Below are 20842 nucleotides of genomic sequence, written 5' to 3' on the forward strand. Positions count from 1 at the left end.
CTAGATAAAGGTTTCCACTGACGTACCGAAGCGCTCGGCCAACCAACGGATCTGCCGCAGGTTGAGCTGACGCTTGCCGCTCAGGATTTCGGACACCACCGATTGAGTGCCAACACCTGGCAGATCGCTCTGAGTCAAACCGTGCTCCCGCATCATGTAACCAAGAACATCAGCACCGCTTGCTTCGGGCATAGGGCGATGTTTGTGATCCCATTCCTCTATCCAGTCGCCAATGATGTCGACAAGACTCATCAGTGGATGCGACTCGTCATCACCGGTTATTTCGAGCAACTCATCAAGCGCAAGAACCAGCCTGTCGTAGTCGTCTTCGTTTTTCGGCTTGCGCAACAATGGCGAAACGAACGCCCAGTGCTCAGCCGCCTGTTTGATCAATGCACTCATTCTTTTCCCTCCTTCCATTTTCCTCGGTCATATTCGCGATGATCCAGCACGTGTTTGATGTACAGCTTCTGGCTCCGGTACCTGACATATGCAATCAAACGCAGCTTATTCCCCCCAATATCGAATACATGTAACTCACCAACTTTGTCCGTCGCAGAAAACAACGATTTCATGGCGGCAAAATCACAAGGACTATTGCGCTTGACCATTCGATACCAATGGTCAAGCGCAGTTGCTGCATTTGGCCATTTTTCCTTTGAGTCCCATATTCGTTTTTCAGAAAACACACGCATGCAATTTCCTTATCGCATTGGCTATGGATGAGTTAACCACAGGAGGCAAATATCGCAAGTTGCGATAATCATAGGCCGACCAGCGGCGCGCCAGCGTCTCCTAGCGTAGATTCGCTGCGCTTGTTCGAACGGTTGAAAATATGAGCAAACGTCTCCAAATCAGGAGGACGCCGCCTTAAAAGGACCACCCTCATGACCGAACCACTCCTCATCCCCTGCCCCCACTGCAACGGCCTCAACCGCATCCCTGCCGAGCGCCTCAGCGACCACCCGAAATGCGGTCGTTGCAAAGCCGAGGTCTTGCTGAGCAAGCCTTTCGAATTGAACCAAGGTGATTACGCCAGTCAGATCAAGGGTGATCTGCCGTTGCTGGTGGACGTGTGGGCGGACTGGTGCGGGCCGTGCAAGTCGTTTGCCCCGGTGTTCGAGCAGGCGGCCAGTCAGTTGGCGGGAAAATGCAGGCTGGCCAAGCTGGACAGCGAGGCTAATCAGCAGCTGTCCGCCCAGTTGGGGATTCGCTCGATTCCGAGCCTGATTCTGTTCAAGAACGGCCGGGAAGTGGCGCGCCAGAGCGGCGCCTTCCCGTTACCGCAGTTGATGAGCTGGTTGCGTAGCCAGGGAATCTAAAGCCACCACAAATCAAATGTGGGAGCGAGCAGGTTCGCTCCCACATGGTTTGAGTGTTGCCGGGAAAAATCAGGCGCTTTCGAGAAGGTGATGCAGCTCGACAAATTGCTGCGTCAACTTGTGCCGTGGATCGAGGTGGATCAGCGGCGTATTGGCCTGGTGCGATTCGCGCATGCGCACCGAACTGCCCAAATACACCGGCAACACCGGCAAGCCCTCGGCAATCAATTCGTCGAGGATTTGCTGCGGCAGGCTGGCGCGGGCCTGAAACTGGTTGACGACAATGCCCTCGACCTCCAGCCCTTCGTTGTGGTCTTCCTTCAGTTCTTCGATTTCTGCCAGCAAGCCGTACAGCGCTTGACGGGAGAAGCTGTCGCAGTCGAACGGGATCAGCACACGATCAGCGGCAATCAAGGCAGAAACCGCATAAAAATTTAACGCTGGCGGGGTATCGAGGTAGATCCGGTCGTAGTCCTCGGCCAGTTCGTCGAGCAGTTTGCGCAGCTTGTTGATCTTGTGTTTCGCCTCAAGCTTGGGCTGCAAGTCCGCCAGTTCGGCGGTGGCGGTAATGACGTGCAGGTTCTCGAATGGCGTTTCGTAGATATCGACCTGGCTTTTCTTTGAGAACGGCCCCGAAGACAGTGTTTGCTTGAAAAAGTCGGCGATCCCCATCGGGATGTCATTACCGGTTAGCCCGGTGAGGTACTGGGTGGAATTGGCCTGAGCGTCGAGGTCCACCAACAGGGTGCGATAGCCCTCGCTGGCACTGACCGCCGCCAGATTGCAGGCAATGCTGGATTTGCCTACGCCGCCTTTCTGATTGAAAACCACGCGCCGCATGTCAAAACCTCCGTGTATCAAAGAATGACCGAGTGTAGTAGTCCACGGCGTTGATTAGCTACCTCGCCGGCATAGGGACTACACAGTCAGGTGCAAACCCTCACTGGAAAAGCCGCCATCTCGTCCAGAAAAATGCGCCAGGGGCCGACAGACATTCGCCCTCCGATGTGGATAATGGCCAAACGACAGCCACTCACGGACCAATCGGTACATTTCGTTGAGCAAAATGTAACCAGCATTTGCTACGCGCTCACCGCACCGGGATAATGCGCGCCACTCGACGCTCTGCGTCACGTCAGGTGAGCCGCTGATTTGCGACTTGCCGCGTCAAGAAAGCCCGCAGGGGCGGGATGAATGCCTGTGATCAACTTCAACATCGCCCAATGGCGCGCGTGGGCCCCTGGGCTCGAAAGCGTGGACGATTGGCAGGCCTGGAGCCGCCAACCGGTCGCGCCGCCAGGTTGCGATGCCGCCCCCGACGTCTCGTTTCTGCCGGCCATGCAACGGCGGCGGCTCAGCCGTCTGGCGCGAATGGCATTCAGTGTCGGCTGGCCGTTGGCCGATGGTCGCCCTGACCTACCGCTGGTCTTTATTTCCCGCCACGGCGAGACCCCGCGCACCTTTGATATCCTCAGCGACCTGGCCGCCGATCAGCCACTGTCGCCGACCCAGTTCAGCCTGTCTGTGCATAACGCAGTCATCGGCCTGTGGTCGATCATGCGCGGCGAAACCAGCGAAATGACTGCCCTGGCTGCGGCTGGCGATGGCCTTGAGCACGGCATGCTAGAGGCTGCGGCACTGCTTGCCGAAGGGGCGCCTGCGGTCCTGCTGGTGGTCACCGAAGAACAGCCACCCGAAGCTTATTCGGACTGGATCGACGACGTGCCCTTCCCTTACGCGGTGGGTTTATTGCTGACGCCCGGCAATGACTGGCAGCTGTCCCTGAACAGCACCCCGGATGTGTTGTCCAAAGCCCACTGGCCCCATGCCCTGAATCTCTTGCGTACCCTGCTTGGCCAGCAGACCACCTGCCAACATGCCTGGAAAAATCGTGTATGGACCTGGCAACGCAACCTGTAACCGAAAAAAACCGCGACGCCTATTACTGGCGTTTGCTGGCCACCGCCGCAAGCTTCACCCTCTTCGGACTGGGCGGGCTGTGCCTGCGCCTGGTCGTTTTTCCGGTGCTGAGCTGCCTGCCCGGCAGTGCGCAGACGCATCGCTTGCGGGCGCGTCAAACCGTCAGCCGCTGTTTCTGGTTTTTTGTCCGGTTCATGGCCCGCACAGGCGTGCTGACCTACGACATCGAAGGCGCGGAAAAGCTGGGTCGACCAGGCCAGATGATCATCGCCAATCACCCGTCGCTGATCGACGTGGTGTTCCTGATTGGTCTGGTGCGCCATTCCAACTGCGTGGTCAAAAGCAGCCTCTGGGAAAACCCCTTCACCCGGGGCCCGCTGCGCCGTACCGAATACATCAGCAACGACGGCAGCATGGACATGCTCGACGCGGCGGCCGACGCGCTGAAAAGCGGCCAGACCCTGATCATTTTCCCCGAGGGCACGCGAACGCAGCCAGGCGAAGCGCCCTCCTTTCATCGGGGTGCGGCGTCGATCGCACTGCGCGGTGCGAAAATCCTCACCCCGGTGATCATCAAGGTCAGCCCGACCACACTGACCAAGGCCGAACCCTGGTATCGGATCCCCAAACGCCGCGTGCACTTCAGTTTCCGTGTCGGGGCCGATATAGACCCACAGGCCTTCGCCGCACAAGGCCCGGCACCGCAAGCCTCGCGCAAGCTCAATGATTACCTGCATCACTACTTTATTAAGGAGCTCGCCGAAGATGAGCGATCTGCACCGTGAAATCAAAGAACTGATCATCGAAGCCCTGGGCCTCGAAGACATCAGTGCGCAAGACATCGGCGACAACCAGACGCTGTTCGGCGAAGGCCTGGGCCTGGACTCGGTCGACGCCCTGGAACTCGGCCTGGCGATCCAGAAAAAGTACGGCATCAAAATCGACGCCGACGCCAAGGACACCCGTAATCACTTCAGCAACGTGGCGAGCCTTGCGGCGTTCGTCACTGCAAAACAGGCAGCTTGAGACCGGACCATGCAAACTCGTGACGACATTTTCAACACCCTGCGCGATGCCTTGGTCGAACTCTTCGAGCTGGATCCCGAACGTGTCAGCCTCGATTCCAACCTGTACCAGGACCTGGAAATCGACAGCATTGACGCGGTCGACCTGATCGATCACATCAAACGCCAGACCGGCAAGAAAATCGCCGCCGAAGAATTCAAATCGGTGCGTACCGTCAGCGACGTTGTCGAGGCGGTCTACCGTCTGGTTCAGCCGGCCGCATGAGTCGACTGATCGGCCTCGGCCTGTTGCTCGCGGGGCTGCTGTACCCTTTTGCGGTGTATTTCGGCATGGAGCATTTCGCCCCGTGGCAGTTCGGTCTGCTGCTGGGCAGCCTGTGGCTGGCGCGAGCGGTGACGGGGGCGCGTCGACCGGGAAGCCTGTGGATGGCCACCGTCGCCATCGTGTTTTGCCTGCTGCTCGCACTGTTTGACAGCCCCGCCATGCTGCGCTGGTACCCCGTGCTGATCAGCGGCTTCATGCTGGTGCTGTTCGGGTTGAGCCTCAAATTCGGTCCGCCGATGATCGAGCGTCTGGCCCGCCTGCGTGAGCCACGTTTGCCGGCCAAGGCGATTCGCTACACCCGCCAGGTCACCATTGCCTGGTGTTGGTTTTTTCTCTGCAACGGTTTGTGCGCCGCCGCCCTGACCCTTTGGGCGCCGCTGAGTTGGTGGATGTTGTACACCGGCCTGATCTCCTATGGATTGATCGGCCTGATGTTTGCCATTGAATGGCTTATACGACAACGGGTACGAGGCCACCCATGAATTGGATAAAACTTGAGCAATTGTTGCTCAAGGCTCAACCGGAACGCGCCGTAACGGCCGGGCCGGTGCTGAATCACGCGCAGTTGTGCGAACAGGCCCTGAGCCTGGCCGCTGGCCTGCAAGCCCTGGGTGCGCAGCGCATCGCCGTGCATCTGGAAGATGCCGCCGACCTGGCGATTGCTCTGCTCGGCGCCTGGCGTGCCGGGGTCAGCGTGCTGCTGCCTGCCGACCTGCAACCCCAGACGCGCCAGCGCTGGTCCGGCGAAGTCGATCTGTGGCTGACCGACCAGGCCGATGACGCACATCTGAGCGATTACCGACAGGCCCCCCTGGCCGCCGCGGCGCTGGACCTGGAGCGCTGCACACTGAGCCTGTGCACTTCCGGCTCCAGTGGCGAACCCAAGCGCATCGACAAAAACCTGCGCCAACTGGCCAATGAAGTCGAAGCACTGGAACAGCTCTGGGGCGCCAATTTGGGCGAAGCCTGCATCATCGGCAGCGTTGCCACCCAGCACATCTACGGTCTGCTGTTTCGGGTGTTGTGGCCGCTGTGCGCCGGGCGCGTGTTCTTGCGCAAGCAACTGGCCTTCCCGGAAGATTTACAGCGCGCCAGCCGCGAACACCCAGCCTTCGCCTGGGTGTGCAGCCCGGCGCTGCTCAAACGCATGGGCGACAACCTTGACTGGCCGAGTTTGAGCGCGGTTCGTCGGGTGTTCTCCTCGGGTGGCGCATTACCGGCCGAGGCCGCGCAAAGTCTGCAGCAACGCTTGCAACAGTGGCCGACGGAAATCCTCGGCAGTTCGGAAACCGGCGGCATTGCCTGGCGTCAGGGACTTGATCTGTGGCAGCCGTTTGCGGGCATCGAATTGAATCAGGACAGCGATGGCGCGCTGCTAATTGCCTCGCCGTACTTGCCACCCGGCCATATTGAACACACCGCAGATGCCGCGCGAATCGCTGCCGATGGCCGCTTCGAATTGCTGGGCCGGCTGGACCGAATCGTCAAACTGGAAGAAAAACGGATCTCGCTGCCGATGCTCGAACAGGCGCTGATGGCCCACGACTGGGTCGCCGACGCGCGCCTCGGCGTGGTCCAGGAAAATCGTGCGTCGCTGGGGGCGTTGCTGGTGCTCAGCGAATCGGGTTTGCAAGCCTTGCGCAAGCAAGGTCGACGTACCCTCACTCAGGAACTGCGCCAACACCTGAACCAGCATTGCGAAGCCCTTGCCTTGCCTCGTCGCTGGCGTTTACTGCGGCAGTTACCGCTGAACGCTCAGGGCAAACTGCCTCAGGCCGACGTCGAAGCCTTGTTGCTGGCGTCGCGTCCGAAGACGCCACAAGTGCTGGAGCAGGTCGAAGTCGATGGCGAATGGAGCCTGCAACTGGCGGTGCCACCGGACCTCGCGTACTTCAGCGGTCATTTCCCCCAGGCGCCGGTATTGCCCGGCGTGGTGCAAGTGGACTGGGCCCTGAGCCTCGGCCAACAGTTGATGAACCTGCCAGCAACATTCGCCGGCATGGAAGTGCTGAAATTCCAGCAACTGGTGCGCCCCGGCGATGAAATCCAGTTACACCTGCGCTTCGATCCGGTACGCAGCAAGTTGTATTTCGCCTATCGCAACGAGACCGCCACGTGCTCCAGCGGGCGGATTTTGCTGGAGGCTTCGGGTGATGAGTAAGTCGGGCGAGTGCTGCTCGCGATGCAGGCGCCTCGGTCTTACAGGCGAAACCCAAAATGCATAACCCTTGCGCAATTATCCCGGTCTACAACCACGAAACCGCGATCACTACCGTGGTCGACGCAGTGATCGCAAGCAACTTGCCATGCATTCTGGTAGACGATGCCAGCGACCCGTCCTGCGCGGCGGTGCTCGATCAACTGGCCCGGCGCGAGATGGTTTACCTGATCCGCCTCGCCGCGAATCAAGGCAAGGGCGGCGCGGTCATGACCGGTCTGCGCGAAGCGTCGCGCCTGGGCTTCAGCCACGCCTTGCAGGTCGACGCCGACGGACAGCACGACCTGCAAGACGTCGCGACCTTCATCGAACACTCGCGCGTCCACCCGCGCGCGGTGATCTGCGGCTATCCGCAATACGACGCCAGCGTGCCGAAAGGCCGGTTGTACGCCCGCTACCTGACGCACGTGATGGTCTGGATCAACACCCTGTCGTTGCAGATTCGCGACTCCATGTGCGGCTTCCGCGTCTATCCGTTGCCAGCAACCCTGGCAGTGATCGAGTCAGCGAAGATCGGCAAGCGCATGGACTTCGACTCAGACATTCTGGTGCGCCTGGCCTGGCGCAATCAGCCGATGCAGTGGTTGCCGACCAAGGTGCATTACCCGCTGGACGGCGTCTCGCATTTCCGCATGTTCCACGACAATGTGCTGATTTCGAGCATGCACACCCGGTTGTTCTTCGGCATGTTGCTGCGGGCACCGGTGATCCTCTGGCGACGGTGGCGGGCATGAGCAGCAACACAGATAAAGAACACTGGGCCGACCGCCAGGAGCGCGGCAGTTTCTGGCTGATGAAGCTCACCGCGTTCGGCGCCAAGGTACTCGGCCGCCGATTGTTGAGCCCGCTGTTGTACGGCATCGTCCTGTACTTTTTCCTGTTCGGTCGCAGTGCCCGCCACAGCGCCTGGCAATATCAGCAACGCCTGGCCGACTGGAGCGCTCGCACTGAATTGCGCCCGACCCATTTGCGGGTGTTCGGCCAATTCATGGCCTTCGCCGATTCGATGCTCGACAAACTCGACGTGTGGAACGGCAAGTTGAGCATCGAGCAGATCGAAATCATCGATCCGGCATTGCTGCGCAATCAGCTGCGCGGCAGCCGCGGGCAACTGCTGGTGGGCGCGCATTTGGGCAATCTCGAGGTGTGCCGGGCGCTGGCGGAAATCGGCGAAAAGGTCACGATGAACGTGCTGGTGCACACCAAGCACGCCGAGCAGTTCAACCGTTTGCTCGGCGAAGCCGGGGCGACCAATCTGCGGCTGATTCAGGTCAGCGAGCTCGACCCGGTGATCATGCTGCAACTGCACGAACGCCTGGAGCGCGGCGAGTGGCTGGCGATTGCCGGTGATCGCGTGCCGTTGCATGGCGGGCGCAGCGTGACCGTGGATTTCCTCGGGCATCCGGCAAAGTTTCCGCAAGGGCCGTGGTTGCTTGCGGGGCTGTTGAAATGCCCGGTCAACCTGCTCCTGTGCCTGAAGAAACCCGACGGTGATTACCGGCTGACCCTCGAACCGTTCGCCGATGCGATCACCTGGAAGCGCAGCGACCGCGAACAGGTCATTCATCAGTGGGCGACCCGCTACGCCGAGCGCCTGGGTCACTATTGCCTTGAAGCGCCTCAACAATGGTTCAACTTTTACCCTTTCTGGAAGACCGATGACGACGCCAACGCTTGAGCCGGTAACCTTCGGCGAACTCCCTTTGCGCATCGAAGACGTGCTGGCCCTGGCCAACCGTCAGGTGCCGACGCAGTTGCAGGCTGATCCTGCCTACCGCGAGCGCATCGCCAAGGGCGCGCGATTCCTCGATTCCCTGCTGGACAAGGAAGGCGTGATCTATGGCGTGACCACCGGTTACGGCGATTCCTGTGTGGTCGCGGTGCCGCTGCATCACGTCGAGGCGTTGCCCCGTCATCTGTACACGTTCCACGGCTGCGGCCTGGGCAAACTGCTCGACGCACAAGCCACTCGCGCGGTGCTCGCAGCGCGTTTGCAGTCGCTGTGTCACGGCGTGTCCGGGGTGCGCGTGGAACTGCTGGAACGCCTGCAAGCGTTCCTCGAACACGACATCCTGCCGCTGATTCCGGAAGAGGGCTCGGTGGGCGCCAGCGGTGATCTGACGCCCCTGTCCTATGTGGCCGCGACCTTGTCCGGCGAACGCGAAGTGATGTTCCGTGGCGAACGCCGCCAGGCCGCCGATGTGCACCGCGAACTCGGTTGGGAGCCGCTGGTTCTGCGCCCGAAAGAAGCCCTCGCGCTGATGAATGGCACCGCCGTGATGACCGGCCTCGCCTGCCTCGCCTACGCCCGCGCCGACTACCTGCTGCAACTGGCGACGCGTATCACCGCGCTGAACGTGGTCGCGCTGCAAGGCAACCCGGAGCACTTCGACGAACGCCTGTTCGCCGCCAAACCGCATCCGGGGCAGATGCAAGTCGCCGCGTGGCTGCGCAAGGATCTGGCGATCGACGCGCCCACCGCGCCGCTGCATCGCCTGCAAGACCGCTATTCGCTGCGTTGCGCACCACACGTGCTCGGCGTATTGGCCGACAGCCTGAACTGGCTGCGCTCGTTCATCGAGATCGAACTCAACAGCGCCAACGACAACCCGATCATCGACGCTGAAGCCGAACGCGTGTTGCACGGTGGGCACTTCTACGGCGGCCATATTGCGTTTGCCATGGACAGCCTGAAAAACCTGGTGGCCAACGTAGCCGACCTGCTCGACCGTCAACTCGCGTTGCTGGTGGACGAACGTTACAACCATGGTTTGCCGAGCAATCTGTCCGGCGCCACCGCGGATCGCGCGATGCTCAACCACGGCTTCAAAGCCGTGCAGATCGGCACCAGCGCCTGGACTGCCGAAGCGCTGAAAAACACCATGCCGGCCAGCGTGTTTTCACGTTCCACCGAATGCCACAACCAGGACAAAGTGAGCATGGGCACCATCGCTGCCCGTGATGCGATCCGCGTGCTGGAGCTGACCGAACAGGTCGCCGCCGCTACCCTGCTTGCCGCCAATCAGGGCGTGTGGCTGCGTAGCAAAGCTGAAGATGCCCGCCCGCTGCCACCGGCCCTCGCCGCCATGCATGAAGAGTTGGCCAAGGACTTCCCGCCGGTCATCGAAGACCGCGCGCTGGAAGGCGAATTGCGCCTGTGCCTGAAGCGGATTGCCGAGCAACACTGGAGGTTGCATGCGTAGCAAGGGAGTGCTTCACACCGATACGGAAATCCTCGTGCCGTTCTTTGACGTCGACACCATGAACGTCGTCTGGCACGGCCATTACGTCAAATACCTGGAAGTCGCTCGCTGCGCGCTACTGGACAGGATCGGCCACAACTACACGGCCATGGTCGAATCGGGTTACGCCTGGCCGGTGATCGACCTGCAGTTGCGCTATGTGCGCGGTGCGGTGTTTGGTCAGAAGCTGAACGTGCGGGCGAATCTGGTGGAGTGGGAAAACCGTCTGAAGATCAATTACCTGATCAGCGATCTGCAAACCGGTGAACGTTTGACCCGGGCCAGTTCCGTGCAGGTGGCCGTCGACATGAGCAGCCGAGAGATGCAGTTGGCCTCACCGAAGGTCTTCACCGATGCCGTCGCAAGGGCCCTGTCATGATTTTCTGCCCCCCCCATTCCCCTGTAAGAGCCGGCTTGCCGGCGATGGTCGTTAACGATGACGCTGGGCACCTGACACTCCGTGGCGCTCTCAGGCTTTTCGCGAGCAAGCTCGCTCCTACCGTGTTGTGCGTGTTGCTGGGCATTCCAGGGCTGGCTCACGCCTTCGACCTGCAACAGCTTAGCGATCAGTTGGCCAAGCCTGATGTGATCCACGGCCACTTCATCCAGGAAAAACACCTGCGTGCCCTGCCCCAACCGTTGACCAGCAAGGGCACCTTCGTCCTCGCGAAAAACCACGGCCTGCTGTGGTTGCTGAAAACCCCGCTGCAACAGGATTACCGCATCACCGCCAAAGGCATCGCGCGACGTGACGCCAGCGGTTGGCAGATGCTGCCGGGCAAGAGTGCCGGTGCCGAACAGAACCGCTTGTTCCTCGCCGTGCTGCAAGGCGACAGCAGCGGGCTGCAACGGGATTTCGAACTGTCGCTGAGCGGTGAGGCGCAGCACTGGAAACTGACGCTGACCCCGCGCTCGCTGCTGCTCAAGCAGGTGTTCAATCAGATCAACATCACCGGCGGCGAATTGGTGAGCACCATCGAGCTGCTGGAAACCCAGGGCGACAGCACCTTGCTGCGCATGCAAGACAGCAGCACCCAACCGTTGAGCGACGCGGAGCAACACGACTTTGCCGAGTGAACGCACGCTTCCACGTTTGTTTCTGATCCTGCTGCTGGCCGTACTCGCGCTCGCCGGTTGGCAATGGCGTGACGGCGCACCGCTGTCGGCCAACCTGATGGAACTGGTGCCGGGCACCGCGCCCGACGTACTGGAGCTGCTCGCCGAACAACGCATGCAAGAACCGCTGAACCGCGAAATGCTGGTGCTGGTCGGTCACACTGATCGCCAGCAGGCGGTGGCCATGGCGCAAAAACTGGGCGAGCAGTGGCAGGCCAGCGGCCTGTTCGAAAAGGTCAATTGGACCCTGCAAGCCGACTTGCCCGCGCTGCGCACGCAACTGTTGCAAGGCCGATTGGCGATGCTCTCGACAGCGGATCGCCAGCAATTGATCGAGCACCCCGACACCTTTATTCAGCAACGGGTGCAGGCGCTGTTCGACCCGTTCACCGGTTTCAGCCTGGTGCCGAGTCAGGATGACTGGCTGGGCCTGACCGGGCGTATCCAGAACAGCCAGCCGCAACACGGTTCAGTGCAACTGGACATCGGCAGCGGCGCACTGGTCGCCGATGCCGACGGCAAGAGCTGGGTGTTGCTGCGAGCGCGCACCACCGGCAATGCCTTTGACATGAACCTGCCGCTGCAAGTGGCCGATCTGCTCAAGCACAGCCGCGAAGAAGCGGCTCAGAGCGGCGTGCGACTGCTGGCTGCCAGCGGCTTGCTCTATGCAGCGGCTGGTCAACAACAAGCCACCCGGGAAATGACCTGGGTCGGTGGCGGCGCCACGGTCGGCATTCTGTTGCTGTTGTTGCTGGCCTTCCGCCGTTTGCGCGTGTTGCTGGCGTTCGTTCCGGTACTGGTGGGCATGCTGTTCGGCGCCGTGGCGTGCGTGGCGCTGTTCGGCCATATGCATGTGATGACACTGGTGCTCGGCTCCAGCCTGATCGGCGTCGCGGTCGATTACCCGTTACACTACTTGTCCAAGAGCTGGAGCCTGAAGCCCTGGCACAGCTGGCCGGCGCTGCGCCTGACGTTGCCGGGGCTGACGCTGAGCCTGATCACCAGTTGCATCGGTTACCTCGCGCTGGCCTGGACGCCGTTCCCGGCCCTGACCCAGATTGCGGTGTTCTCCGCTGCGGGCCTCCTTGGCGCGTACCTGTCGGCGGTGTGCCTGTTGCCCGCGCTGCTCAAGGGCTCGGATTTGCGTCCGGCACAATGGCCATTGCGTGTCGCCGACTATTTGCTGGCACTGCGCGAAAGGCTGCTGAGCTTCGCCCGTACGCCAGTGCTGCTGGCGCTGCTGATTGCCTTCTGCGTGGGCGGTCTGTTGCAGCTCGACAGCAAAAACGATATTCGCCAATGGGTCGGCGCACCGCAGCAATTGACGGACGAAGCCCAGACCATCGCGCGCATCACCGGCTACCAACCCACCAGCCAGTTCTTCCTGGTGCGAGCGGCCAATCAACAAGAATTGCTCGAACGCCAAACCGCGTTGAGCGAGCGGCTGGATCAGTTGATCAATCTGGAAAAACTTCAGGGCTATCTGTCGCTGAACCAACTGGTCAGCCAGCCAAACGTGCAACTGCAAGTGCGCGAAGCGCTGAGCAAGTTGCCGGCGTTCTGGCAACCGTTGCTCGACGTCGGCGTACCGCTCGAAGCACTGAAAACCGAGTTGGCGAAGCTACAAGCGTTGCCTGTTGAAGACATCGACAGCGCGCTGACCGGACCGTTGGCCGAACCCTATCGAACCCTATGGCTGGGCCCGACCGAGGATGGCGTGGCGGCGATGGTCAGCCTGCAAGGCCTGAACAACCCTGCGCTATTGCGCGTTCAGGCGCTGGATTTGCCGGGGGTGGAACTGGTGGATCGACTGGGTGAACTGAACAAAGTGTTTGCCCAGACGCAGATCAGCGCCGCTGAACTGAAACTCGCCTCCTGCGTGTTGATCGTGCTGGTGCTGATCCTGCCATTCGGCCTCGGCGGCGCGTTGCGCATTGTCGCCCTGCCGCTGCTGGCGGCGTTGTGCAGCCTTGCCAGTCTCGGCTGGCTCGGTCAGCCACTGACGTTGTTCAGCCTGTTCGGCCTGCTGCTGGTGACGGCGATCAGCGTCGACTATGCGATCCTCATGCGCGAACAGGTCGGCGGCGCCGCCGTCAGCCTGCTGGGCACCTTGCTGGCGGCGTTGACCACGTGGCTGTCGTTCGGATTGCTGGCCGTGTCCAGCACCCCCGCGGTGAGTAATTTCGGGTTGTCGGTGAGCCTTGGCCTGGCGTTCAGCTTCATCCTTGCGCCGTGGGCCGGACGGCAGATACATGCGACCACCGTCGCGGAGTCGGCAGCGTGATGGTCGTGCTGTTCTGGGCAATGGCCCTGGCGCTGTTCGCCGTGGCCACCCGCGTCGGGCGTCACTTCTGTTTGATCCCGATCGTCAGCCAGTTGTTGCTGGCCACCGTCGGTTTGCCGCTGCTGATGTACTTCTGGATCGAACCTCAGTGGCACTTGAGCGGCGCGACGCTGGTCGCGCCGATCTGGCTGAAAAACCTCTACAGCCTGAGTTTCGCGCTGCTGCTGGGCTACATCCTCAGCGACGTGATTGATCTGCGCCTTGATCGCCAGAGCCTGAAAATCGCTCTGCCGAGCTTCTGCGTTCCGTTTGCCTGCGGCCTGGCCACGGCGATCTGGCTGCTGCCGCCACAGCCGTGGATCAGCTCTTTGGCGGTTGGCCTGCTGTTCGCCATCACCGCGATCCCGGTGTTGTACCTGTACCTTCGGCATATCGATTACCCGGTCGCCGCCACCCGGCGATTGGTGCAAACCGCGATCCTCATCGACCTCACCTGCTGGACACTGTTCGCCATCGCCCAGGGCAGTCTGCACCTGAGCAGTCTGCTGCTGCCTCTGGCCGGCGCGTGCCTGCCCGTGCTGCTGCGAGTTCTCGGCTTGCGCCAGCCACGGTTGTACAGCGGCTGTTTCTTCGCGCTGCTGGTGGTGGCCGAGCACTACAAACTCAATGCGCTGATTTTCGGCATCGGTTACTTGTTGTGCATGGCCGCGCTGAAAGTGCCGCTGGTGCTGCCCATGCCGGCGGTGTGGATGAATCGCCTGCAGACCCACATCGCGATCCCGCTGATCCTGACGTTCGGCATCGTGCAGATCAATGTCCACAGCGCCATGGACAGCCTGAGCTGGGCGCAACTGGCCGCGCTGCTGCTGTTGCCGATTGCCAGCAAACTGCTGGGCAACTGGCTGGGACTTGGCTGGGCCGGCGCTTCGTTTGCGGGCGCCAGCCGCTGGCGTGAAAGTGTGCTGCTGAATATTCGCGGCTTGAGCGAGATCGTCTTTCTCAACCTGCTGCTGCAACAACACCTCATCAGCCCGCCGCTGTACTTTGCGCTGATGCTGATGGGCCTGATCGCGACACTGCTGCCGGCATTGGTCGGTATGCACCGAATCCCTTTGAAAGCTGCCGTCCCGGCAAGGAGCCCCCATGCCAATCGTTGAAATGGAACGTCGTCAGGTAGTGATCATCGGCGCCGGCCCATCGGGCGCCATTGCGGCCGCGCTGCTCAAGCGCAAGGGGCATGACGTTCTGGTGATCGAGCGCCAGCATTTCCCACGGTTCTCCATCGGCGAAAGCCTGCTGTCGCACTGCCTGGATTTCGTCGAAGAAGCCGGCATGCTGGAGGCCGTGAACGCAGCCGGTTTCCAACTGAAAACCGGTGCGGCGTTCGCCTGGGGCGAGCAGTACAGCGCCTTCGATTTCGGCGACACGTTCAGTAACGGCAAGCCGACCACGTTTCAAGTCCAGCGCGCCGATTTCGACAAGCTGCTGGCCGATCAGGCCGCCCTGCAAGGTGTGGAAATCCGCTACGGTGAAGCGATCGTCAGCGTCGATGTCGATCGGGCAAAACCTCTGCTCGGCGTGCAACGCGAGGACGGTAGCGAGTACCGCGTCGAGGCTGATTTCATGCTCGATGCCAGCGGCTACGGCCGCGTCCTGCCGCGCCTGCTGGACCTCGAGGCGCCGTCGAACTTCCCGGTGCGTCAGGCGGTGTTCACCCACGTCGAAGACCACATCGACCACCCGGGTTTCGACCGCACGAAAATCCTCGTCACCACCCATCCGACCCAACGCGATGTCTGGTTCTGGACCATCCCGTTCAGCAACGGCCGGTGCTCGGTGGGCGTGGTCGCGGCGGCGGAACATTTCGCCGGTCGCGGCGAGAATCTGGACGATTGCCTGCGCGGCTTCATTGCCGAAACGCCGAGCCTCAGCGGCGTGTTGAACAACGCGGTGTGGGACACGCCGGCACGCACCATCGGCGGCTACTCGGCCAACGTCAAAACCCTGCACGGCCCGGGCTTTGCGCTGTTGGGTAACGCGGCAGAGTTTCTCGACCCGGTGTTCTCCTCCGGCGTGACCATCGCCATGCGTTCGGCGAGCATGGCCGCCGCAGTGCTGCACCGCCAACTGCAAGGTGAACGTGTCGACTGGCAAACCGAGTTCGCCGCACCGCTCAAACGCGGCGTCGACACCTTCCGCTGCTACGTCGAAGGCTGGTACGCCGGGACGTTCCAGGATGTGATTTTCCATCCGGACAGCTCGCCGGACATCCGCCGCATGATCAGCTCGATCCTCGCCGGCTATGCCTGGGATGAGCGAAACCCATTCGTCGCCGAACCGAAACGCCGGCTGCGGATGCTGTCGGAACTCTGTGCAAGGGATGCCACATGAGCTACTTGAGCGACAACTACGTCGAGGAAACCCGCTTCGGGTTCTGGTTCCTGCGCAGCCATACCTGGCAGCACCATGTACTGCGCGTCGCGATCAATGACCTGCGCAGCCTGTTCAGCGAACCGTTGCCAAGCCATCCGGTGTTGCTGGATGCCGGTTGCGGTCAGGGCAAGTCGTTCCAGTATTTGCGCCAGACCTTTACCCCGCAGCGCCTGATCGGTGTGGACGCCGACCCGCACAGCCTCGACTTGAGCGGCGAAGAAGCCGCCCGTCAGGGCATGGACGTGGAGTTGATCGGCAGCGACTGCGCCACGCTGGCCGTGCCGGACGCCAGCGTCGATCTGCTGTTCTGTCACCAGACCTTCCATCATCTGGTGGAACAGGACAAAGCCCTCGCCGAGTTCTACCGCGTGCTCAAGCCGGGCGGTTATCTGCTGTTCGCCGAATCCACCGAGGCTTACATTGATACCTGGGTGATTCGCTGGTTGTTCCGCCATCCGATGCACGTGCAGAAGAGCGCCGCCGAGTACCTCGATATGATTCGTCGCCAGGGCTTCGAATTCGGCCCGCACAACGTGTCTTATCCGTATTTGTGGTGGAGCCGCGCCAAGGATTTCGGCCTGCTTGAGCGCTGGGGTCTGCGCCGGCCAAAACCCTTCGGCCAACGGGAAGAAACCCTGGTCAATGTGGTGGCGCGCAAACCGCTTGAAGGTGTTGTGTGATGTTCATTGTCAGTGGCTCGAAGTACACGCCTTGTGGGAGCGGGCTTGCTCGCGAAAGCGGTGGGTCAGCCAACATAATGGTTGAATGTAACGCCGCCTTCGCGAGCAAGCCCGCTCCCACAGGGGCGGCGGCGCTGCTGAGATTTATGTTGCTAGGCTGCGTGCTGTTGCTGAGCGCCTGCGCCAGCCAGGCGCCGCTACCCGAGCAAATCCCGAACCTGCCGTTGCCACAGCAATTGCACATTCAGCGTCTGCTGGACGGCCAGCGTCAGGACTGGGTGCTGGTGATTGTCCGCGAAGGCCCGGGCATTCGCTGGTCGATGATGGACTTGCTGGGCATTCCACAGGCCCGTCAGAAACTGATCGACGGGCAATGGCAGGCGGACGGCCTGCTGCCGCCCAACCCGGAAGCCCGACAACTCTTCGCCGCGCTGCTGTTCGCGCTGACGCCCAAGGATGAATTACACGGCAACTATCCTGGCGCCTGGCAGCATGGCGCACAGCGTTCATTGCCGGAACACTGGGAAGTCCGTTACTCACAACCGCTGAGCTTTGAATTGAAACTGCCCAAAGGTCCGACGTATCAAGTCACGCCCCTGAGCGGTGAGACGCCATGACCGCTTACCTAAACGCCCTCGGAGTGATCTGCGCCCTGGGTCGCGACAAACGCGAAGTCGCGCGCAACCTGTTTGCCGGCGATTGCACCGGCATGCGCAGCGAGTCCGGCTGGGTGCCGGAGCGCTCACTGCCGGTGGCCGCGGTACGTGGTGCACTGGCGCCAATCCCGGCGGAACTGGTGAAGCAAAGCAGTCGCAACAATCAGTTGTTGCTGGAAGCTGCACTGCAAATCCGCGACGACATCGATCAAGCGATCCAGACCTACGGCCGCGACCGCATCGGCGTAATCCTCGGCACCAGCACGTCCGGCATCGATGAAGCCAGTCGCGGCCTGGCCCATTACATCCGCGAGCACCAGTTCCCGGACGCTTACGACTATCAGCAACAGGAACTCGGTGCGCCGGCAAATTTCCTTGCCGACTGGCTGCAACTCAGCGGCCCGGCCTATGTGATTTCCACCGCCTGCACCTCCAGCGCCCGAGCATTGATGAGTGCCCAGCGCCTGTTGGATCTGGGCCTGTGCGACGCGGTGTTGTGTGGCGGTGTCGACAGTTTGTGCAAACTGACCCTTAACGGGTTCTCGGCGCTGGAAGCGCTATCCGAGCAACGCTGCAACCCGTTCTCGGTGAACCGCAACGGCATCAACATCGGCGAAGCGGCGGTGCTGTTTCTGATGACCAAAGTGGCTGGCGACAAACAATCGATCGCCCTGCTGGGCAGTGGCGCCAGCTCCGATGCGCACCACATTTCCGCACCGGAACCCTCCGGCCGTGGCGCTCAGCAAGCGATGCGCAAAGCCTTGAGCCGTGCGCATCTGCAACCCGAGCAGATTGCTTATCTGAACCTGCACGGCACCGCCACTCAACACAATGACGCCATGGAAAGCCTCGCGGTGTCGGCACTGTTCCCGGCTGGCGTCCCCTGCTCATCGACCAAACCGATGACCGGCCATACCCTCGGCGCGGCCGGTGCGCTGGAAGCGGCGTTCTGCTGGTTGAGCCTGAGCGCGGGCAATCACCAGCAGGCGCTGCCGCCGCACTGCTGGGATGGCCAGCCAGATCCCGAAATGCCGCCCCTGAACTGGGTGACCCCGGCCGCTCGCCTGGCGTCCATTGCACCTCGCTACCTGATGAGCAATTCCTTTGCCTTCGGTGGCAATAACGTCAGCCTGATTATCGGAGACGCCCCATGATTGACTGGCCGCTCGCCGAACTGCTGCCGCACGCTGGCGACATGATCCTCATCGATCAGATCCTCGCGTTCGATGATGAGCAGATCCACACCCGCCTCACCGTCAAGCCCGATGGCCTGTTCAACCGGCCCGACGGCAGCCTGCCGGCGTGGGTCGGCATCGAACTGATGGCCCAGAGTGTGGCCGCCTACGCCGGTTGCCATGCGCGCCAGCGCGGCAATGCGGTGGAGCTGGGTTTCCTGCTCGGCACCCGTAAATTCGAATGCAATGTCGAGCACTTTCCCGCCGGCACCGAGCTGACCATCCACGGCATTCGCTCGCTGGAAGACGACAACGGAATGGGTGTGTTCGAATGCCACATCAACGCCCCCGGCATTCACGCCACCGCCCGTCTGAACGTGTTTCGTCCACCGCAAGCCGCCCAATACCTTAATGAAACCCCAGGAGTCCGGTCATGACTGAATCCGTACTGGTCACCGGTTCCAGCCGTGGCATCGGCCGCGCCATCGCCTTGCGCCTGGCCCAGGCCGGGCATGACATCGTGCTGCATTGCCGCAGCGGGCTCGCGGACGCTGAGGCCGTGAAAATCGAAGTCGAAGCCTTGGGCCGCAAGGCACGCGTCCTGCAATTCGACGTGTCCGACCGCGCCAGCTGCAAAGCCATTCTGGAAGCCGACGTAGAACGCCACGGCGCCTATTACGGCGTGGTGCTGAATGCCGGCCTGACGCGCGACGGTGCTTTTCCAGCGCTGAGCGAGGATGATTGGGATGTGGTGATGCGCACCAACCTCGACGGTTTCTACAACGTGTTGCACCCGGTGATGATGCCGATGATCCGTCGTCGCGCCGCCGGGCGCATTGTTTGTATCACTTCGGTTTCTGGGTTGATCGGCAATCGCGGCCAGGTCAATTACAGCGCCTCCAAGGCCGGTTTGATCGGCGCGGCGAAAGCGTTGGCGATCGAACTGGGCAAGCGCAAAATCACCGTCAACTGTGTCGCACCCGGCCTGATCGACACCGCCATGCTCGACGAAAACGTGCCCGTGGAAGAACTGATGAAAATGATCCCCGCACAGCGCATGGGCACCCCGGAAGAGGTGGCCGGCGCGGTGAATTTCCTGATGTCGGCGGAAGCGTCGTACATCACCCGGCAGGTTCTGGCCGTCAACGGAGGCCTGTGCTGATGAAGCGCGTCGTCGTCACCGGCATGGCCGGCATCACCTCACTGGGTAGCGATTGGGCAACCATCGCCGCCAACTTCGCAGCCAACCGCAGCGGCATCCGCCGGATGGACGAGTGGGATCGCTTCACCGAGCTGAACACGCGTCTGGCAGGTCCCATTGATGATTTCAAAGTGCCGAGCCACTGGACCCGCAAGCAATTGCGCAGCATGGGCCGCGTCTCGCGCCTGGCGGTCGGCGCGGCGGAACAGGCATTGGCCGATGCGGGTTTGTTGGGGGACCCGTCGATCAAGGACGGACGCATGGGCGTCGCCTGCGGTTCCTCCACAGGCAGCACCGACGAGATCAAGGCATTCGGCAACATGCTGCTCAACTCGGTCGCCGAAGGCCTGAACGCCAACTCCTACGTGCGCATGATGCCGCACACCACGGCGGCGAACATCAGCATCTTCTTCGGCCTCACCGGCCGGCTGATCCCGACCTCCAGCGCCTGCACCAGCGGCAGTCAGGGCATCGGTTATGCCTATGAATCGATCAAGTTCGGCCGCTTGCCGCTGATGCTTGCCGGCGGCGCCGAAGAGCTGTGCCCCACCGAAGCCATGGTCTTCGACGCGCTGTACGCCACCAGCCTGAAAAACGATGCGCCGCAGACCTCCCCCCGCCCTTACGACAGCGGCCGCGATGGCCTGGTGATCGGTGAAGGCGGCGGCATGCTGGTGCTTGAAGAGCTCGAACATGCGCTGGCTCGCGGTGCGCACATTCATGCCGAACTCGTCGGCTTCGGCAGCAACGCCGACGGCCAGCACACCACACGTCCAGAGCAGACCACCATGCGCCGCGCCATGGAACTGGCCCTGGAAGACGCCGGTTTGCAGCCATCGGACATCGGGTATGTGAACGGTCACGGTACCGCGACTGAACAGGGCGACATCGCCGAGACACTGGCGACCAGTGCGCTGTTCGGTGAACACATGCCGATCAGTTCGCAGAAGAGCTTCCTCGGCCACACCCTCGGCGCCTGCGGTGCATTGGAATCCTGGTTCAGCATCGAAATGATGAACCGCGATTTGTATGCGCACACCTTCAACCTCGACGAGGTTGATCCGCACTGCGGCAAGCTTGATTACCTGCGCGGCGAGTTTCGGCAGATGAGTAATCAGTATGTGATGAACAATAATTTTGCGTTTGGTGGGGTTAATACGTCGTTGATCTTTCGGCGGTGGCTCTAAGCAAAATCACATGATCGCCGCCTGCGGCGATCATTTGATTCCCCACAGTAAGAAACAT

24 protein-coding genes are annotated in these 20842 nt (G+C 61.5%); 21 read left to right on the forward strand and 3 right to left on the reverse strand.

Features of this window, described 5'->3' with window-relative positions; genetic code table 11:
• Positions 1–402: a type II toxin-antitoxin system HigA family antitoxin gene (locus ACI77H_RS18315; RefSeq protein WP_150632675.1), complete on the reverse strand. Its 402-nt coding sequence runs from the start codon at positions 400–402 to the stop codon at positions 1–3.
• Entirely contained in the window at positions 399–695 is a 297-nt protein-coding gene (locus ACI77H_RS18320; RefSeq protein ID WP_150640024.1) for a type II toxin-antitoxin system HigB family toxin, read from the reverse strand. The genes ACI77H_RS18315 and ACI77H_RS18320 overlap by 4 nt, the downstream gene beginning before the upstream one ends.
• A 192-nt stretch (positions 696–887) precedes the next feature.
• On the opposite strand from ACI77H_RS18320, the gene trxC reads away from it, so the two are divergent.
• On the forward strand, positions 888–1322 hold the full coding sequence (gene trxC / locus ACI77H_RS18325; protein ID WP_407013147.1) for a thioredoxin TrxC: 435 nt from the start codon (positions 888–890) through the stop codon (positions 1320–1322).
• A gap of 69 nt (positions 1323–1391) precedes the next feature.
• Here the strand turns inward: trxC and ACI77H_RS18330 are convergent, their stop codons facing one another.
• Positions 1392–2162, reverse strand: coding sequence for a ParA family protein (locus ACI77H_RS18330; RefSeq protein ID WP_407013148.1), 771 nt, complete (start codon positions 2160–2162; stop codon positions 1392–1394).
• Between the two features lie 354 nt (positions 2163–2516).
• On the opposite strand from ACI77H_RS18330, the gene ACI77H_RS18335 reads away from it, so the two are divergent.
• Genes ACI77H_RS18335 through ACI77H_RS18430 form a run of 20 tightly spaced genes read left to right on the forward strand, consistent with a single transcriptional unit; the run spans position 2517 to position 20784 of the window.
• On the forward strand, positions 2517–3242 hold the full coding sequence (locus ACI77H_RS18335) for a beta-ketoacyl synthase chain length factor (protein ID WP_407013149.1): 726 nt from the start codon (positions 2517–2519) through the stop codon (positions 3240–3242).
• Entirely contained in the window at positions 3218–4027 is an 810-nt protein-coding gene (locus ACI77H_RS18340; protein WP_407013150.1) for a lysophospholipid acyltransferase family protein, read from the forward strand. The genes ACI77H_RS18335 and ACI77H_RS18340 overlap by 25 nt, the downstream gene beginning before the upstream one ends.
• Positions 4008–4268, forward strand: coding sequence for a phosphopantetheine-binding protein (locus tag ACI77H_RS18345; RefSeq protein ID WP_407013151.1), 261 nt, complete (start codon positions 4008–4010; stop codon positions 4266–4268). Before ACI77H_RS18340 ends, ACI77H_RS18345 begins: the two co-directional genes overlap by 20 nt.
• Positions 4269–4277: 9 nt before the next feature.
• Entirely contained in the window at positions 4278–4532 is a 255-nt protein-coding gene (locus tag ACI77H_RS18350; RefSeq protein WP_008025124.1) for an acyl carrier protein, read from the forward strand.
• The gene (locus ACI77H_RS18355) at positions 4529–5074 is read left to right on the forward strand and encodes a hypothetical protein (protein ID WP_407013152.1); all 546 of its coding nucleotides are present in this window, start codon (positions 4529–4531) and stop codon (positions 5072–5074) included. The genes ACI77H_RS18350 and ACI77H_RS18355 overlap by 4 nt, the downstream gene beginning before the upstream one ends.
• Complete coding sequence (locus tag ACI77H_RS18360) at positions 5071–6753, forward strand: AMP-binding protein (RefSeq protein WP_407013153.1); 1683 nt, start codon at positions 5071–5073, stop codon at positions 6751–6753. The genes ACI77H_RS18355 and ACI77H_RS18360 overlap by 4 nt, the downstream gene beginning before the upstream one ends.
• Before the next feature lie 56 nt (positions 6754–6809).
• Entirely contained in the window at positions 6810–7544 is a 735-nt protein-coding gene (locus ACI77H_RS18365; RefSeq protein ID WP_407013154.1) for a glycosyltransferase family 2 protein, read from the forward strand.
• Positions 7541–8488 carry a glycosyl transferase gene (locus tag ACI77H_RS18370; protein WP_407013155.1) on the forward strand — a complete coding sequence of 316 codons (948 nt, stop codon included), beginning with the start codon at positions 7541–7543 and terminating at the stop codon, positions 8486–8488. Before ACI77H_RS18365 ends, ACI77H_RS18370 begins: the two co-directional genes overlap by 4 nt.
• Positions 8469–10013: a histidine ammonia-lyase gene (gene hutH / locus ACI77H_RS18375; protein WP_407013156.1), complete on the forward strand. Its 1545-nt coding sequence runs from the start codon at positions 8469–8471 to the stop codon at positions 10011–10013. The genes ACI77H_RS18370 and hutH overlap by 20 nt, the downstream gene beginning before the upstream one ends.
• Positions 10006–10431: an acyl-CoA thioesterase gene (locus ACI77H_RS18380; protein WP_407013157.1), complete on the forward strand. Its 426-nt coding sequence runs from the start codon at positions 10006–10008 to the stop codon at positions 10429–10431. Before hutH ends, ACI77H_RS18380 begins: the two co-directional genes overlap by 8 nt.
• Complete coding sequence (locus tag ACI77H_RS18385; RefSeq protein WP_407013158.1) at positions 10428–11129, forward strand: outer membrane lipoprotein carrier protein LolA; 702 nt, start codon at positions 10428–10430, stop codon at positions 11127–11129. Before ACI77H_RS18380 ends, ACI77H_RS18385 begins: the two co-directional genes overlap by 4 nt.
• Positions 11119–13452: an MMPL family transporter gene (locus ACI77H_RS18390; RefSeq protein WP_407013159.1), complete on the forward strand. Its 2334-nt coding sequence runs from the start codon at positions 11119–11121 to the stop codon at positions 13450–13452. Before ACI77H_RS18385 ends, ACI77H_RS18390 begins: the two co-directional genes overlap by 11 nt.
• Positions 13452–14609, forward strand: coding sequence for a sodium:proton antiporter (locus ACI77H_RS18395; protein WP_407013415.1), 1158 nt, complete (start codon positions 13452–13454; stop codon positions 14607–14609). The genes ACI77H_RS18390 and ACI77H_RS18395 overlap by 1 nt, the downstream gene beginning before the upstream one ends.
• Positions 14596–15843 (forward strand): NAD(P)/FAD-dependent oxidoreductase, encoded by a 1248-nt coding sequence (locus tag ACI77H_RS18400; protein WP_407013160.1) that lies wholly within the window; start codon positions 14596–14598, stop codon positions 15841–15843. Before ACI77H_RS18395 ends, ACI77H_RS18400 begins: the two co-directional genes overlap by 14 nt.
• On the forward strand, positions 15840–16565 hold the full coding sequence (locus ACI77H_RS18405) for a class I SAM-dependent methyltransferase (RefSeq protein ID WP_407013161.1): 726 nt from the start codon (positions 15840–15842) through the stop codon (positions 16563–16565). Before ACI77H_RS18400 ends, ACI77H_RS18405 begins: the two co-directional genes overlap by 4 nt.
• Positions 16565–17182: a hypothetical protein gene (locus ACI77H_RS18410; protein WP_407013162.1), complete on the forward strand. Its 618-nt coding sequence runs from the start codon at positions 16565–16567 to the stop codon at positions 17180–17182. The genes ACI77H_RS18405 and ACI77H_RS18410 overlap by 1 nt, the downstream gene beginning before the upstream one ends.
• Complete coding sequence (locus ACI77H_RS18415) at positions 17179–18375, forward strand: beta-ketoacyl-[acyl-carrier-protein] synthase family protein (protein ID WP_407013163.1); 1197 nt, start codon at positions 17179–17181, stop codon at positions 18373–18375. Before ACI77H_RS18410 ends, ACI77H_RS18415 begins: the two co-directional genes overlap by 4 nt.
• On the forward strand, positions 18372–18833 hold the full coding sequence (locus ACI77H_RS18420) for a hotdog family protein (RefSeq protein ID WP_407013164.1): 462 nt from the start codon (positions 18372–18374) through the stop codon (positions 18831–18833). The genes ACI77H_RS18415 and ACI77H_RS18420 overlap by 4 nt, the downstream gene beginning before the upstream one ends.
• Entirely contained in the window at positions 18830–19558 is a 729-nt protein-coding gene (gene fabG / locus ACI77H_RS18425) for a 3-oxoacyl-ACP reductase FabG (RefSeq protein WP_407013165.1), read from the forward strand. The genes ACI77H_RS18420 and fabG overlap by 4 nt, the downstream gene beginning before the upstream one ends.
• Entirely contained in the window at positions 19558–20784 is a 1227-nt protein-coding gene (locus ACI77H_RS18430) for a beta-ketoacyl-ACP synthase (protein ID WP_407013166.1), read from the forward strand. Before fabG ends, ACI77H_RS18430 begins: the two co-directional genes overlap by 1 nt.
• The last annotated feature ends 58 nt before the right edge of the window (positions 20785–20842 follow it).

It is taken from the genome of Pseudomonas sp. O230 (assembly GCF_045447035.1).
Lineage (GTDB): Bacteria > Pseudomonadota > Gammaproteobacteria > Pseudomonadales > Pseudomonadaceae > Aquipseudomonas.